The organism is Aureimonas sp. Leaf427 (assembly GCF_001425485.1).
Classification (GTDB): Bacteria; Pseudomonadota; Alphaproteobacteria; order Rhizobiales; family Rhizobiaceae; genus Plantimonas.
In genome coordinates this window covers 215,013-228,742 of the sequence record NZ_LMQW01000034.1, presented here as the reverse complement: position 1 = coordinate 228,742, position 13,730 = coordinate 215,013, and the positions used below count along the sequence as shown (strand labels likewise).

Genomic DNA, 13,730 nt, shown 5'->3' with positions numbered 1-13,730 from the left:
GCGCCCCCGCGCTTCTGCGCTTCTCAGCGCATCTTACGGAGCATCGCGAAACGCTGAAAGGCCTGAAAGACAATGGCTTGTGGATGTTTATCGCAGCTAGGCGCACTTCCTCGCAGAACCCTTGTATCAATTTCCTAATCTGAGGGTCACTGGTTCAAATCCAGTCGGGATCACCAGCCTTTTACAGCGGCTTAGCCTCAGTTCTTCCCTTCCCTCCACAGTATTTGCGCTAGCTCGCGCGACTGCTAAGCCACGTTTCCTCGCAGCCAAGCGCCTGTCAGCCCTTCCCATCGCCCAGGACCTTCCTCCGCGCGATGGCTTTGCGGGTGGCGCGCTCGATGCGGGTGTCCTTGTCGCGCTCGGCTTGAAGCCGCGCCGCTTTCAGACGTTCGGACTTCTCCTTCGTGGTTTCTGGCCTGACGCCACCGGGCTTGTCGCCGTCGTTCATCCTGTCGTCCTCGTCAGCCGAGACGATGCTCTCGCAACCATCGTCATGCGTTTCGTCGAAGGGTCGGCTTGTGATCGAAGCCCCGGCCGCGTTGATAATCGTCCCGTGAGATTCTGTCATGGCCGATGAGCGAAACGGCGGTGCGCCGGAGCCGGATCGCTCGTTCATCCCTCCACGTCCGACAGGTTCCCCGGATCGGATAAGCGGTATCCTCTCTGCCAATCGATAGCCTGTCGCCGCAGGAAATCGGTGCGGCGAATCCGGCTCGGCTTGCGAGCCGACCAAGGAGCAACCTCCCTCCCCCGGCGGCGTTTCGGGTGCGGCGTCCAGATCGGGTCTGGGCTGAACAGAGGCATCAAGCCTAGCACCCTCGGCCCGATCGTTGCGCGTGGAGGAACGAGATGACCGAGAGACCCATTCCGACCAGCCCGAACGAGGCCCCGTCCAAACCGTCCGACAAGCGGGACGCGGACATGCCGGCCGCAGGGCCGCATGCGAACCCGGCCCTGACCGACAAGGAGCGGACGCCGGGAGCCGGGACCTTGCCCGACCCGGATCAGGACGATGTCGGGGATTCCGCATCCAGCTGACGGATGGGTTCGGTATGGCCCTTAGATTCAGGCCTTTCCGGGATGGGCGAGACGCCTTGCCGTTTTCCATCTCGCGAGATTTTCGTCGGCTGGACATTGGACGGCCATCGCGGACCGATTAGGTCCTGCCGACGTGAGTGTGAAGGACGTAATGCATGAGTCGAATGACGTCGGTGGATCGCGAACTGAGAGATCTCATTCGGGATGTGATCGCCGCCGAGCTGATCGCTGCCGGTTCGCCGGAAATGGCGGTCGCGAGCGCCGTGGCGGAGAACGGGCAGGCGAGCCTGAATGCGGCCCAGCGCGAGATCTGGGAAACCCGCGTTCTGCCCATCCTCTCCAAACCGCTGAACGAGCAGATCGCCATCGCAGCCATCATCCGGCGCGGCGGCTATGTGCCGAGAAAGATCGAGATCTGAGCCGTCGCGAGAACGGGAGGGGACCGCTCTTCCCGTCGGCGGACGCCCCTCTCGACCGGCAGCGGCGATCGGGAGACGGTGGGTAAAACAGCCGCTTTGACGGGAAAAGCCCGATCCGCTGACCTTCGATGCCTTCCGCAGCATTGAGCGACGGCAAGCGTCAGGGCGTCGCCGACGACTTGCCGACCAGAGGGTGCTTCAGGCGGTCTCCGACCTTTAGGCCGTAGCGCGCGGCGGCGCCGCCGTTCAGTTCCAGAACGTAGCGGACCGGCCCGTCGGACTCGATGAGATCGAGCGAGAGCGGCTGAGCGTTGACCGCGATATGCGTCACCGTTCCGGACGCGTCCATGAACACCATGTCGAGCGGAAGATAGGTGTTCTTCATCCACATGGTCACGGGCCGGTCGATCCCGAAATCGAAGAGCATGCCGGCATCGGCGGGCATGGATTGGCGGTTCATCAAGCCGTGTTCGCGCTCGTCCGGCGTGTCCGCGACTTCGATATCGACCCTGTGTTCGCCGCTGCGCGTGACAAGCGTCCCGGCCGCATCGGCGCCCGCCGAGAAAAGCGTCGCGGCCCCGAGGCCGAGGGCGACGACCAGCCCGAGCGCGACGCTCTTCAGCCCGCGCCCTGCTTTCGTGTCCATGCGAGCGGCCTTCATCAGTGCGAGGCCGGCTGCTCGGACCCGGAGGCCGGGTGAACCTCGGCCGCCATTAGCCCCTTCGAGCCCGCCCCGAACCGCACGAGCACCTCCTGCCCCGGCCGAAGCTCGGTCATGCCGAAGCGCCGAAGCGTCTCCATGTGGACGAAGATGTCCTCCGTCCCCTCGCCCCGCGACAGGAAACCGTAGCCCTTCGTGCGGTTGAACCACTTCACCACCGCCGGCTCCAGCCCGCTTTCGGCGACGACCTGCGTCTGCAGCCGCGAGGGCGGCAGCTGCGAGGGATGAATCGCCGTCGACGCATCCATGGACAGAACGCGGAACGCCTGCAGCCCGCGCTCCCCGCGCTGCACCTCGCAGACGATGCGCGTGCCTTCGAGAACGGTCGAGAAGCCGTCGCGGCGCAGGCAGGTCACATGCAGGAGCACATCCTCGCCGCCGCCATCCGGCACGACGAAACCAAAGCCCTTGGAAACGTCGAACCATTTGATATGGCCCGACACCACGTCGAGATCGAACCCATCGCATTCGCCCGGATCGGACGATGGGTGGAATATGGCGGAGGTACTCTCGGACATCCCGGACTTCGGCCTCTCACACCCCAACGAATCATTAAAATCGAGGATATCAGCATCGCGGGATTTGTCAGTATGTCTTGATGTCGAGAAGGCCGCATCGGGCTCGCTCCCACGGGGCGACAGCCGGGCCGATCCCGCCGCCGGGTGTTGGCGACGGCGAAAGCGGCCCTACCATTGGAGCATCATCCCAACCGGAGACCTTCATGCGCTATCTGCACACCATGGTTCGCGTGCGCGACCTCGACGAATCGCTCGACTTCTACGTCGGGAAGATGGGGCTGGTCGAGGTCCGGCGGACCGAGAACGAGAAGGGCCGCTTCACGCTCGTCTTCCTCGCCGCGTCCGACGACGCCGCGACCGCCACGGAGACGAAGGCTCCGCTGATCGAGCTGACCTACAACTGGGACCCCGAGACCTATACGGGCGGACGCAATTTCGGCCACCTCGCCTACGAGGTCGACGACATCTACGCGACCTGCCAAAACCTCATGGACAAGGGCGTCACGATCAATCGCCCGCCGCGCGACGGCAACATGGCCTTCGTCAAGTCGCCGGACAATATCTCCTTCGAACTCCTCCAGAAAGGCCCAGCCAAGCCTCCTGTGGAACCATGGAGTTCCATGCCGAACACCGGCACGTGGTAAGCAAGGCAAGCCTTCGTGACGCCTCATTCTCGCCATACAGCCTAAAATGATTTACAGACCGTAACGGGATCGGTCGCCTTCCCATGTGGCGATCGATAATTCGGGGATCGTCCCGTTCGGATCAGCATGGGCCTGCCGCCTCGTCGCGGCATGGCCAAGGGTGCAAGCGGCTCGACGGGCCGTGCCCATCGTTAAGGGTGGACAAGGCTTGACGACATCGACCTTCGGCTCGCGCCTGCGCGGGCTCCGACGGACCTCCGCGGCCGTAACGCTCGTGATGCTGGTTCCCCTCTTCGGCGGTTGCGTCTCGGCGGTGGACGAGACCTCGGCTTTCGGCTTCAACGGCGCCAAGCAGGCGGCGGCCGAGGATGCGGCGGACAATCCAGCGGACGCGGCGAAACCGACCGACGCGGCGGCCATGGCAGCCGCGACGCCGGCCGAGGGCGACGCGGCCCCGGACGAGAAGACCGCAGAGGCTGCGCCCGCGGACGATTCGGCCGCCGATGGCGACGACAAGCCCCTCGCCGCCGGCCGCACCACGATCGCGGCCTATGCCGGCGGCACGATCAACGCCTCCGCCCCCGATCCCGATCGCAAGGCCGTGCGCGAAGCCGATTCGACGCTCTTCGCCTCGCTCTTCACCCAGTCTCAGGCCAAGACGCCGATCCGCAATGCCGAGACCGGCAAGAGCCGGCGCGTCATCCTGCAGCACGAGGGCGCGCCGACGCCGGCCGATCCCGGCGGTCCCGCGCTTCCCGGCGTGAAGACCAACATGTCCCTCTTCGAGATCGGACAGAAGGCCTCCGCCGACTACGACGCGGAAATCCTGGAAGAGGCCAATGGCGAGGAAGGCAGCTACGAAGTCGCCTCGCTCGGCGGCATGGCGCGTCTGGCGCCCAACGGCCTTCGGGTCCAGCGTCCCGATGTCGAGACGAGCTGCTTCGAGCCGAAGCTCGTGTCCATGATCCGCGCCGTCGAGGCGCGGTTCGGCGCGAAGGTCGTCGTCACGTCGGGCTATCGCAGCCCCTCCCACAACCGCGCGGTCAACGGCGCCAAGCGGTCCATGCACATGGCCTGCAAAGCCGCCGACATCCAGATCCCCGGCGCCGACAAGCTGGCGGTTGCGAACTACGTGCGCAATCTGCCGGGTCGCGGCGGGGTCGGCACCTATTGCCACACGACCTCGATCCACATCGACATCGGTCCTCAGCGGGACTGGAACTGGGCCTGCCGCCGCCGGCAGACCTGATCGGGCAGCGACCTGCGGTCCGATCCCCGGGGCTTCGGCGCGCTCTGTGGATAAGCGGCAAAAACCCGCATCCTTCCCTGCTTTCTGGCCTTGCGCCCTCCAAAGAAGGCACTTATACACGCCCTCGCTGCGCCCATCGTCTATCGGTTAGGACGCCACCCTTTCACGGTGGAGAGAGGGGTTCGACTCCCCTTGGGCGTACCAAGATCGCAGCGTTGAAACGTCCGTCTCGAAAGAGGCGGACGTTTTCGTTTGAGCGGGTTTTCCGAAACGCCTCGTCTTGCCGGCTCCGAGCCTGCATCACCCGCCAAGCGGTCAAGCCACGCCCCCCAGAGCCATTTCCCAACTCGCGATCTCAGATGGCCGACCTCCGTCCGGCCTCGATGGCAACCGTTCTGCCGCCATATCATTGGTGTCTCGAATGTCGAACGACAGGAGATCGAGATGACCAAGGATTTTCCCGAACAGCGCCGGCCGAATGTTCCGAGCACGGGCTATGCCGCCGAAGGCGAGTTGATCGACGCCGATCAGCCCGTTCTGGAAAGTGCGGGCGGCGAGTCCGCGCGCGATCCCGAGGACAGGGTGCCGGAAAGCCTTGCCGACGACGACGCGCTCTACATGGACGTCGCAACGCAGCCGATGAGCGAACTGACCGCCGGAAACGACGCATCCGGTTCGCACGAGACGGCGGACGGTCTGGACGATCTGGACGAGGCCGTGCGCCAGCAGGCGGAGGACCGCCCGACCGGCGACGATCACGACTACGTCGCCTGAAACATTGCACATTCGAAGAGAGACCCGGCGCCCGAAAGGCCGCCGGGTCTTTCTCGTCAGAGGCCGGCGGGCGCGACGTCGATGATGCGGAAGCCGACCGATTCCCGCCCGCGATAGCGCTCCAGAACGGGTGTTCCCGCGACGTGCACGAGCCTGTTGCGGTGGTCGAGCAGCGCGCGTCCGACATCCGTCTCCTCGGCCCTGAAGGCGATGGCCGAGATCGTCGCGCCGTCCTGCGCCTTCAGCGTCGCGCGCACATGGCCGGTGCCGACCGTTCCCGACGATTCCACCCGGTGGCGCGGCAGAGCCAGCACGGGCGCGGCATGGCCGGAGCCGTAGGGGCCGGCGCTTTCGATATGGTCGAGCAGCCCGCGCGTCAGCCCCATGGCGCTGACCGCGCCGTCGATCGCGAGAGCCTCGCCCTTGCGAAGATCGGCCGCCAGCGTGCCCGCATGGGTCTCGACATAGGCCCGGAAGGCGCCGAGCGATTCGCGGCGAATGGTCAGACCGGCGGCCATGCGGTGTCCGCCCCCTTTCTCCAGAATGCCCGCCTCGACCGCTCCGCGCACGAGCGTGCCGATGTCGAAGCCCGGCACCGAGCGGCCGGAGCCGCTGCCCTTGCCGGACGGATCGAAGGCGATGGCGAAGGCCGGCCGGCGATGGCGCTCCTTCAGCCGCGCCGCGATCAGCCCGACGATGCCCGGATGCCATTCCGCGCCGACCGCGACCAGAACCGGCGGCCCCTCGCCCGCGCCGATCTCGGCGGCGACCTCGGCTTCCGCCTCGGCCACCATGTGCCGCTCCATAGCCTGGCGCTCCTCGTTCAGGCTGTGGAGCTGGAGCGCGAGCGCCGTGGCCTCGTTCGCGTCGGAGACCGTCAGAAGTCGGCTTCCGAGATGGGCCTCGCCGATCCGGCCGCCCGCATTGATCCGGGGCCCGAGGATGAAGCCGAGATGATAGGGATCGAGCGGCCCCGAGACGCGCGCGACCTCGGCCAGCGCCCGCAGCCCGGCATTGCCCTGCGCACGCATGACCGAAAGGCCCTTGACGACCAGCGCCCGGTTGAACCCGGTCAGCGGCACGACGTCGCAGATGGTGGCGAGCGCCGCCAGATCCAGCATGGACAGGATGTCCGGCAGATCGGCCGCCCGCCGCCCCCGGCGGCGAAGCTCCCGCGAGATGGCCGCGCAGGTCAGGAACACGACGCCGACGGCGGCCAGATGACCCTGGCCGGAGAGATCGTCCTGCCGGTTCGGATTGACGATCGCCACGGCCGGCGGCAGCGAGGCGCCGGTCTGGTGATGGTCGAGCACGACGACGTCGACGCCCGCCGTCCGTCCGGCCTCCAGCGCCTCGAAGCTCGTCGTGCCGCAGTCGACGGTCACGATCAGCCGGGCGCCGGCGGCGGCGAGTTCGCCGATCGCCTCCGGGTTCGGCCCGTAGCCTTCGGTGATGCGGTCGGGGATGCGGATGACGGGATCGAGCCCGAAATGCGCGAGATAGCGCCAGAGAAGCGCGGCCGAGGCGGCGCCGTCCACGTCGTAGTCGCCGAAGATCGCGACCGGCTCCCGCCGCTCCACCGCGTCGGCGAGGCGCGCGGCGGCCGCGTCCATGTCCGTCAGGCTGGACGGGTCCGGCATGAGGTCGCGGATCGTCGGCGCGAGGAATCGCAGCGCGTCGGGCGGGGCGATTCCGCGCGCGGAGAGCACCCGCGCGAGGATATCGGGCAGGCCATGCGTCTGGACGATCTGCGAGGCAAGCTGTTCGCCGCGCTCGCTCAGCGAATGCACCCAGCGGCGCCCGCCCGCGGACGCCTCGACACCGAGGAACAGTCGTTCGCTCATGACGGGTTCAGCGGCCAACGGAGCCGGGGGCGGCGCGAGCCGGCAAGGGCCGGATCGCCCTAAAGCCCGAACTTCTTGCGGTCGAAATGCTTGGCATGAACCTTCCGGATCGTCTTCGACGAGGATCGCATCACCAGCGTCTGCGTCTCGATGCGGTCGCGGTAGAAGCGCACGCCGTCGAGGAGATTGCCGTCGGTCACGCCCGTCGCCGCGAAGATCACGTCGCCGCGCGCCATGTCCTCCAGCCGGTAGATCTTGTAGGGGTCGGCGATGCCCATCGTCTCCGCGCGCATGCGCTTCTCGTTGGTGTTGAGCTGCAGGCGCCCGACCATCTGCCCGCCCGTGCACTGAAGCGCCGCCGCCGCCAGAACACCCTCCGGCGCGCCGCCGATGCCCATGTAGATGTCGATGCCGGTCTCGTCGGGGTCCGTCGTGTGGATGACGCCCGCCACGTCGCCGTCGCCGAGAAGCCGGATCGCGGCGCCCGTCGCGCGCACCTCCTCCACGAGCTTGGCATGGCGGGGCCGATCGAGAATGCAGGCCGTGATCTCGCCGACCGGCACGCCCTTGGCCTTGGCCAGCGCCAGAATGTTCGCCTCGGTGGAGCGGTCGAGACCGATCGTGTCCTCGGGATAGCCCGGTCCGATCGCGATCTTCTCCATGTAGACGTCGGGCGCGTTGAGAAGGCTGCCGCGCTCGGCGATGGCGATGACGGCCAGCGAGTTCGGCAGGTTCTTGGCGCAGATCGTGGTGCCCTCGAGCGGATCAAGCGCGATGTCGACCTCCGGCCCCTCGCCCCGGCCGACGCGCTCGCCGATGTAGAGCATCGGCGCCTCGTCACGCTCGCCCTCGCCGATCACGACCGTGCCGTTGATGGTGAGAAGGTTCAGCTCCGAGCGCATCGCGTCCACGGCCGCCTGATCGGCCGCCTTCTCGTCGCCGCGCCCGCGCAGCATGGCGGCCGCGACGGCCGCGCGCTCCGTCACGCGCAGGATCTCCATCGTCAGCGCCCGGTCCAACGGTCCGCTCTCTGCCTTGCTGTCGCTCATCGATCTGTCTTCCCAGGAGTGGACTGGTCTTTGAACGCCGAGCCCGGAAACGTCAGGTCGCGCCAAGAGCCCGATCCATGACGGTCCGCGGCCTCAGTCCAGAGGCTCGATTCGAATCATACGCGGCTCGCCGGCCAGATGCCCGTCGCGCGACAGGCCTTCCAGCGCCTTGCGCACGGCGGCTTCGGTCGTCTCGTGCGTGATGAGAACGACCGGCGCCGTCTCCTCCTCGCGGCTTCCCTGCGGCTTTCGCTGCACGATGGAATCCAGCGAGATGCCGTTTTCGGCCATGCGCCGCGCGATAGAGGCGAAGGCGCCGACGCGGTCGAGCACGCTGAGGCGGATGTAGTAGCCCCCCTCGTGCGCCCGCATCCGGGCCTTCTTGTAGGGCACGAGATCGGACGGCTGGACGGAGAAGGTCGGCGTCGCCGAGCCGACCGCGATATCGACGATGTCGGCCAGAACCGCCGACGCGGTCGCGTTGCCGCCGGCGCCGGGTCCGACGAGGAGGATCGAGCCGAGAAGATCGGTGTCGACCGCCACCGCATTCGTCACGCCGTCGACCTGCGCGAGCGCGGAACTCGCCGGGATCATCGTCGGGTGCACGCGCTGCTCGATGCCGGTCTCGGTGCGCTGGGCGACGGCCAGAAGCTTGATGCGGTAGCCGAGTTCGGCGGCCGCCTTGATGTCGTCGTTCGAGATCGCGGAAATGCCCTCGATGAAGACCGAGTCGAGATCGGTCTCGCAGCCGAAGGCGAGCGAGGTCAGGAGCGCCAGCTTGTGGGCGGCGTCGAAGCCGCCGATGTCGAAGGTCGGGTCCGCTTCGGCATAGCCGAGGCGCTGCGCGTCCTTCAGGCAGTCCTCGAAGGCGATGCCCTCCTTCTCCATGCGCGTCAGCATGTAGTTGCAGGTGCCGTTCAGGATTCCGTAGACGCGGCTGATCGTGTTGCCCGCCAGCGACTCGCGCAGCGTCTTGATGATCGGGATGCCGCCGGCGACGGCCGCCTCGAAGAAGATCGTTGTGTTCTTGCGCTGGGCGAGCCTGGCGAGCGCCATGCCGTGATGGGCGAGCAGCGCCTTGTTGGCGGTGACGACCGGCAGCCCCCGGTTCAGCGCGGCCTTCACCGATTCCAGCGCCGGCCCTTCCGAGCCACCCATCAGCTCGACGAAGACGTCGATCTCGCCCTTGGTCGCGAGCTTCACCGGATCGTCGAAGAAGGTCGCGCCGGAGAGATCGACGCCGCGGTCGCGCGAGGCGTCGCGCGCCGAGACGGCCGAGACCGCGATCGGCCGGCCGGCCCGCGCGGCGAACTGGGGCGCCATCTCGATCAGACGCTTGGCGACCGATGCGCCGACGGTTCCGAGCCCGGCAATGCCGAGCCTCAACGGGCTGCCCATGGGACCCCTGCCTTCATCATGCTCTGGAGATCGGGGCGGGCCGTGTCCGGCCGCGCCCATCGGTGTGGAACGCTCGTGCCCTCAGGCGCGGGCGCTGAACGGCACGACGTTCTGCCCGGCTTCCGTCGGGGGCGCAAGGAAGCGCTTGATGTTTCGCGCAGCCTGCCGGATGCGGTGCTCGTTCTCCACGAGCGCGATGCGCACGTAGTCGTCTCCGTGCTCGCCGAAGCCGACGCCCGGCGCGACCGCGACATCGGCCTTCTCGATCAGGAGCTTGGAGAATTCCAGCGAGCCGAGATGGCGATAGGCCTCCGGAATCGGCACCCAGGCGAACATCGTCGAGGAGGGCGACGGCACCTTCCAGCCCGATCGGCCGAAACTGTCGACGAGCACGTCTCGGCGGTGCTTGTAGATCGACCGGACCTCCGCGATCGCATCGTCGCCGGCATTGAGCGCGGCGGTCGCGGCGACCTGGATCGGCGTGAACGCGCCATAGTCGAGATAGGACTTCACGCGGGCGAGCGCGGCGATCAGCCGCCGGTTGCCCACCGCGAAGCCGATGCGCCAGCCCGGCATGGAGAAGGTCTTCGACATGGAGGTGAACTCCACGGCGACGTCGATCGCGCCGGGCACTTCGAGGATCGAAGGCGGCGGCGGGCCGTCGAAATAGATCTCGGCATAGGCGAGATCGGAGAGGATGATGATCTCGTGCTTCTTGGCGAAGGCGACGACCGCCTCGTAGAACTTGAGGTCGGCGACATAGGCCGTCGGGTTCGCCGGGAAGTTCAGGATGATGGCGAGCGGTTTCGGAATCGAATGGCGCACGGCGCGCTCGATGGCGACGAGGAAGTCGTCGTCGGGCTTGGCGGGAATCGCGCGGATCGTGCCGCCGGCCATGAGGAAGCCGAAGGCGTGGATCGGATAGGTCGGGTTGGGGCAGAGCACGACGTCGCCGGGCGCGGTGATCGCCTGCGCCATGTTGGCGAAGCCCTCCTTCGAGCCGAGCGTCGCCACGATCTCGGTGTTGGGGTCGAGCTTCACGTTGAAGCGCCGCTCGTAATAGGCGGCCTGCGCGCGGCGAAGACCGGCGATCCCCTTGGAGGCGGAGTAGCGGTGCGTGCGCGGATCGCGGATCGCCTCGCAGAGCTTGTCCACGACGAAGGTCGGCGTCGGCAGGTCCGGATTGCCCATGCCGAGATCGACGATGTCGGCGCCCTTGGCGCGCGCGCTCGCCTTCAGCCGGTTCACCTCCTCGAAGACGTAAGGCGGAAGGCGGCGGACCTTGTGGAACTCCTCGGTCATGGATCATCCCCATCTGATGAAATGCGGCGGCCCTCCCGGCTCGCCGAACGCGTCGATATGAATTCGGAACGGCCCCGTGGGCTCGGTCCGCTTCGGCGAAGCGCGGCGGAACCGCCGATCTGCCTCTGCCGAAAGCGGTCCCTAGCGCCGGCCTTCGATCTCGCGAAGCACCGCCGCCGGATCGTCCGCCGCCGGCTTTGCCGAGGTGCCGGCCGGCGGAGGCGCGAGCGCCGCCGCGACGTCCTTGCTCTGCTGCGTCTTGATCGCCTGCATCTCGGCAAGCTTGGCCTGATAGGAGGCGTTGGCCGATGCGGCCGTCGCATTCTGGGAGGTCGCCGCCGTCTCCAGACCGCCGCGCGCGGCCTGGACCGAGGCGTCGTCGATCTGCGGAGCCGCGGAATTGGGAAAGGCGCCGAGCAGCGGATAGCCGTCCGGCCCGAGCTTCTGCCCGGAGGATGCGACGACCGGCGCCTGGCGCAGGGCAAGGCGCGACGGCCCGTCGCCGGGCAGGATCGACTGGCATCCGGCAAGCCCGAAGGCGAGACCGGCCAGGGCGCAAAGCGAGCCGCCGCGCGAATTCGTCATCATCGCGGTCGCCCCGCCTTCATCATGGTTCGCCTCGCTCATAGCGCAGGGACGACGGCTTTGGAAGAAAACCCTTCGGCAACGGCGGTGCAGCACAGCCAATGGCTGAACAAGCGGCCCGATCTGTGCTTTTACAGTCATAACGAGAGCGCTCGAGGACGTGGCGCCCCGCCGATCCCGGCACCATCCGATGGCGCCGAGACGATCGCAGGCGCCGGGCTCTCGTCGTGCGGGCTCTGGCGGCGATGGCAGGGCATGGGACGGCCGGGAGGAGACGATCATGGACGGCAATCGATCGAGTTGGCAGCAACCCGAGATCAACACGTCCAAGCCCTTCGTGCCGAAGGACCCGGAGGCCTTCACGCGCAACATGGCGCATGTGATCGAGCATCTGGGCAAGGCCGCGGCCGCCTGGGTCGAGCCGCTGGAGAAGGGCGAAGTGGTCGACGAGGGTCCGGTCGGCGTGAACCAGCTCGTTTCCACCCTCGGCAAGCTCGCGGACTACTGGATGTCCGAGCCCTCCCGCATGCTCGAGGCGCAGACGAGCCTCATGACGGGCTATCTCGACGTCTGGTCGCATGCCGTTCGCCGTCTCAGCGGCGAGATCGAGGCCACCAAGCCCGACAGTGCCACGTCGGACAAGCGCTTCGCCGATCCCGAATGGCATGAGAACATTCTCTACGACACGCTCCGGCAGGCCTATCTGACGACGTCGAAATGGGCGGACGAACTCGTCGAGAAGGCCGAGGACCTCGACCCGCACACCAAGCACAAGGCCTCCTTCTACGTCCGCCAGATCACCCATGCGCTGTCGCCGTCGAACTTCATCCTGACCAATCCCGAGCTCTACCGGGAGACAGTCGAATCGAACGGCGCCAATCTCGTGCGCGGCATGAAGATGTTCGCCGAGGACATGGCTGCCGGCCGCGGGCAGCTTCGCATGCGACAGTCGGACCCCACGCGCTTCGTCGTCGGCCGCGACATGGCCCTGTCGCCCGGCAAGGTCGTCGCCCAGAACGAGGTCTGCCAGATCCTCCAATACGCGCCCTCGACCGAGACGGTGCTGAAGCGCCCGCTACTGATCTGCCCGCCCTGGATCAACAAGTTCTACATTCTCGATCTGAACCCGCAGAAATCCTTCATCCGCTGGGCGGTTGCCGAAGGGCATACGGTCTTCGTGATCTCCTGGGTCAATCCCGACGAGAGCCACGCGGCCAAGGACTGGCGCGACTACATTCACGAAGGCGTCTTCTTCGCGCTCGACACGATCGAGGAGTCGACGGGCGAGCGGCAGGTCAACGTGGCCGGCTACTGCGTCGGCGGCACGCTTCTGTCGGCGGCCATGGCCTATCTCGCCACGATCGGCGACGACCGCATCGCCTCCGCAACGCTCCTGACGACGCAGGTCGATTTCACCCATGCCGGAGACCTCAAGGTCTTCGTCGACGAGGAGCAGTTGGCCTCTCTGGCGGACAGCATGAAGACCAAGGGCTATCTCGACGGCTCGCGCATGGCGACCGCCTTCAACATGCTACGGGCCGGCGACATGATCTGGCCCTACTTCGTCAACAACTACCTGAAGGGCAAGGAGCCGATGCCCTTCGACCTTCTCTACTGGAACTCCGACTCGACGCGCATGCCGCGGGCGAACCACCTCTTCTATCTGCGCAACTGCTATCTGGAGAACCGGCTCGCGACCGGCCGCATGGAGATCGACGGCGTCGCGCTCGACCTCTCCAAGGTGGATATCCCGATCTACAATCTGGCGACGAAGGAGGACCACATCGCCCCGGCCCTCAGCGTCTACACGGGGAGCCTGCTCCTCGGCCCGAACGTCACCTTCGTGCTCACCGGGTCCGGCCATATTTCCGGCGTCGTGAACCCGCCGGACAAGGGCAAGTATCAGTACTGGACGGGTCAAAAGCCCTCGCCCGATCGCAGCTACAAGGACTGGCTGCAGGGCGCGGAGGAAACGCCCGGCTCCTGGTGGCCGCACTGGCAGGCCTGGATCGAGCCGCTTTCGGGCGAGCGCGTGCCGGCCCGCGAGCCCGGCGGCGGCAAGCTGACGCCGATCGAGGACGCGCCGGGCTCCTACGTCACGGTCCGCTGCTGAGAAAAGCGCCGGCGCCGCGAGGACGTTCGCGGCGCGTGAACGAGGCGGCGGGGTTGAAGCCGGCCGCATTCGGTGC

The 13,730-nt window shown here is 67.1% G+C and carries 14 protein-coding genes and 1 tRNA gene; 7 read left to right on the top strand and 8 right to left on the bottom strand.

The features are described 5' to 3' along the window. Positions 1-277: 277 nt before the first annotated feature. Complete coding sequence (locus ASG62_RS26640; RefSeq protein WP_156382211.1) at positions 278-616, bottom strand: hypothetical protein; 339 nt, start codon at positions 614-616, stop codon at positions 278-280. Between the two features lie 233 nt (positions 617-849). Between ASG62_RS26640 and ASG62_RS17145 the strand changes: the two genes are divergently transcribed. Together ASG62_RS17145 and ASG62_RS17140 are read left to right on the top strand one after the other, a co-directional pair. Further along, on the top strand, positions 850-1,038 hold the full coding sequence (locus tag ASG62_RS17145; protein ID WP_056693679.1) for a hypothetical protein: 189 nt from the start codon (positions 850-852) through the stop codon (positions 1,036-1,038). Positions 1,039-1,193: 155 nt separating this feature from the next. Then, positions 1,194-1,457 carry a hypothetical protein gene (locus ASG62_RS17140; protein ID WP_156382210.1) on the top strand — a complete coding sequence of 88 codons (264 nt, stop codon included), beginning with the start codon at positions 1,194-1,196 and terminating at the stop codon, positions 1,455-1,457. A gap of 160 nt (positions 1,458-1,617) precedes the next feature. Here the strand turns inward: ASG62_RS17140 and ASG62_RS17135 are convergent, their stop codons facing one another. Both ASG62_RS17135 and ASG62_RS17130 read right to left on the bottom strand, forming a co-directional pair. Continuing rightward, a complete protein-coding gene (locus ASG62_RS17135; protein ID WP_056694037.1) occupies positions 1,618-2,103 on the bottom strand; it encodes a DUF192 domain-containing protein in 486 nt (161 codons plus the stop codon). 14 nt (positions 2,104-2,117) lie between these two features. Beyond that, entirely contained in the window at positions 2,118-2,696 is a 579-nt protein-coding gene (locus tag ASG62_RS17130) for a cold-shock protein (RefSeq protein ID WP_056693674.1), read from the bottom strand. Positions 2,697-2,899: 203 nt separating this feature from the next. Between ASG62_RS17130 and ASG62_RS17125 the strand changes: the two genes are divergently transcribed. The 4 genes from ASG62_RS17125 (at position 2,900) to ASG62_RS17110 (ending at position 5,363) form a co-directional block, all read left to right on the top strand. Beyond that, positions 2,900-3,340: a VOC family protein gene (locus ASG62_RS17125; RefSeq protein ID WP_056693671.1), complete on the top strand. Its 441-nt coding sequence runs from the start codon at positions 2,900-2,902 to the stop codon at positions 3,338-3,340. A gap of 208 nt (positions 3,341-3,548) precedes the next feature. Continuing rightward, a complete protein-coding gene (locus tag ASG62_RS17120; RefSeq protein WP_056693668.1) occupies positions 3,549-4,589 on the top strand; it encodes a YcbK family protein in 1,041 nt (346 codons plus the stop codon). Between the two features lie 129 nt (positions 4,590-4,718). Beyond that, a tRNA-Glu gene (locus tag ASG62_RS17115) sits at positions 4,719-4,793 on the top strand. A gap of 240 nt (positions 4,794-5,033) precedes the next feature. Continuing rightward, positions 5,034-5,363, top strand: coding sequence for a hypothetical protein (locus ASG62_RS17110; protein ID WP_056693666.1), 330 nt, complete (start codon positions 5,034-5,036; stop codon positions 5,361-5,363). Between the two features lie 56 nt (positions 5,364-5,419). Here the strand turns inward: ASG62_RS17110 and recJ are convergent, their stop codons facing one another. The 5 genes from recJ to ASG62_RS17085 form a co-directional block, all read right to left on the bottom strand. Next, positions 5,420-7,207 carry a single-stranded-DNA-specific exonuclease RecJ gene (gene recJ, locus ASG62_RS17105; RefSeq protein WP_056693663.1) on the bottom strand — a complete coding sequence of 596 codons (1,788 nt, stop codon included), beginning with the start codon at positions 7,205-7,207 and terminating at the stop codon, positions 5,420-5,422. A gap of 59 nt (positions 7,208-7,266) precedes the next feature. Then, the gene (gene glpX / locus ASG62_RS17100; protein ID WP_056693660.1) at positions 7,267-8,256 is read right to left on the bottom strand and encodes a class II fructose-bisphosphatase; all 990 of its coding nucleotides are present in this window, start codon (positions 8,254-8,256) and stop codon (positions 7,267-7,269) included. Between the two features lie 93 nt (positions 8,257-8,349). After that, positions 8,350-9,654 (bottom strand): homoserine dehydrogenase, encoded by a 1,305-nt coding sequence (locus ASG62_RS17095; protein WP_056693659.1) that lies wholly within the window; start codon positions 9,652-9,654, stop codon positions 8,350-8,352. An 81-nt stretch (positions 9,655-9,735) separates the two neighbouring features. Continuing rightward, positions 9,736-10,956 carry an LL-diaminopimelate aminotransferase gene (locus ASG62_RS17090; RefSeq protein WP_056693656.1) on the bottom strand — a complete coding sequence of 407 codons (1,221 nt, stop codon included), beginning with the start codon at positions 10,954-10,956 and terminating at the stop codon, positions 9,736-9,738. A gap of 141 nt (positions 10,957-11,097) precedes the next feature. Next, positions 11,098-11,544, bottom strand: coding sequence for a hypothetical protein (locus tag ASG62_RS17085; protein ID WP_156382209.1), 447 nt, complete (start codon positions 11,542-11,544; stop codon positions 11,098-11,100). A 277-nt stretch (positions 11,545-11,821) separates the two neighbouring features. On the opposite strand from ASG62_RS17085, the gene phaC reads away from it, so the two are divergent. Next, positions 11,822-13,654: a class I poly(R)-hydroxyalkanoic acid synthase gene (gene phaC / locus ASG62_RS17080; protein ID WP_056693648.1), complete on the top strand. Its 1,833-nt coding sequence runs from the start codon at positions 11,822-11,824 to the stop codon at positions 13,652-13,654. Positions 13,655-13,730: the final 76 nt, after the last annotated feature.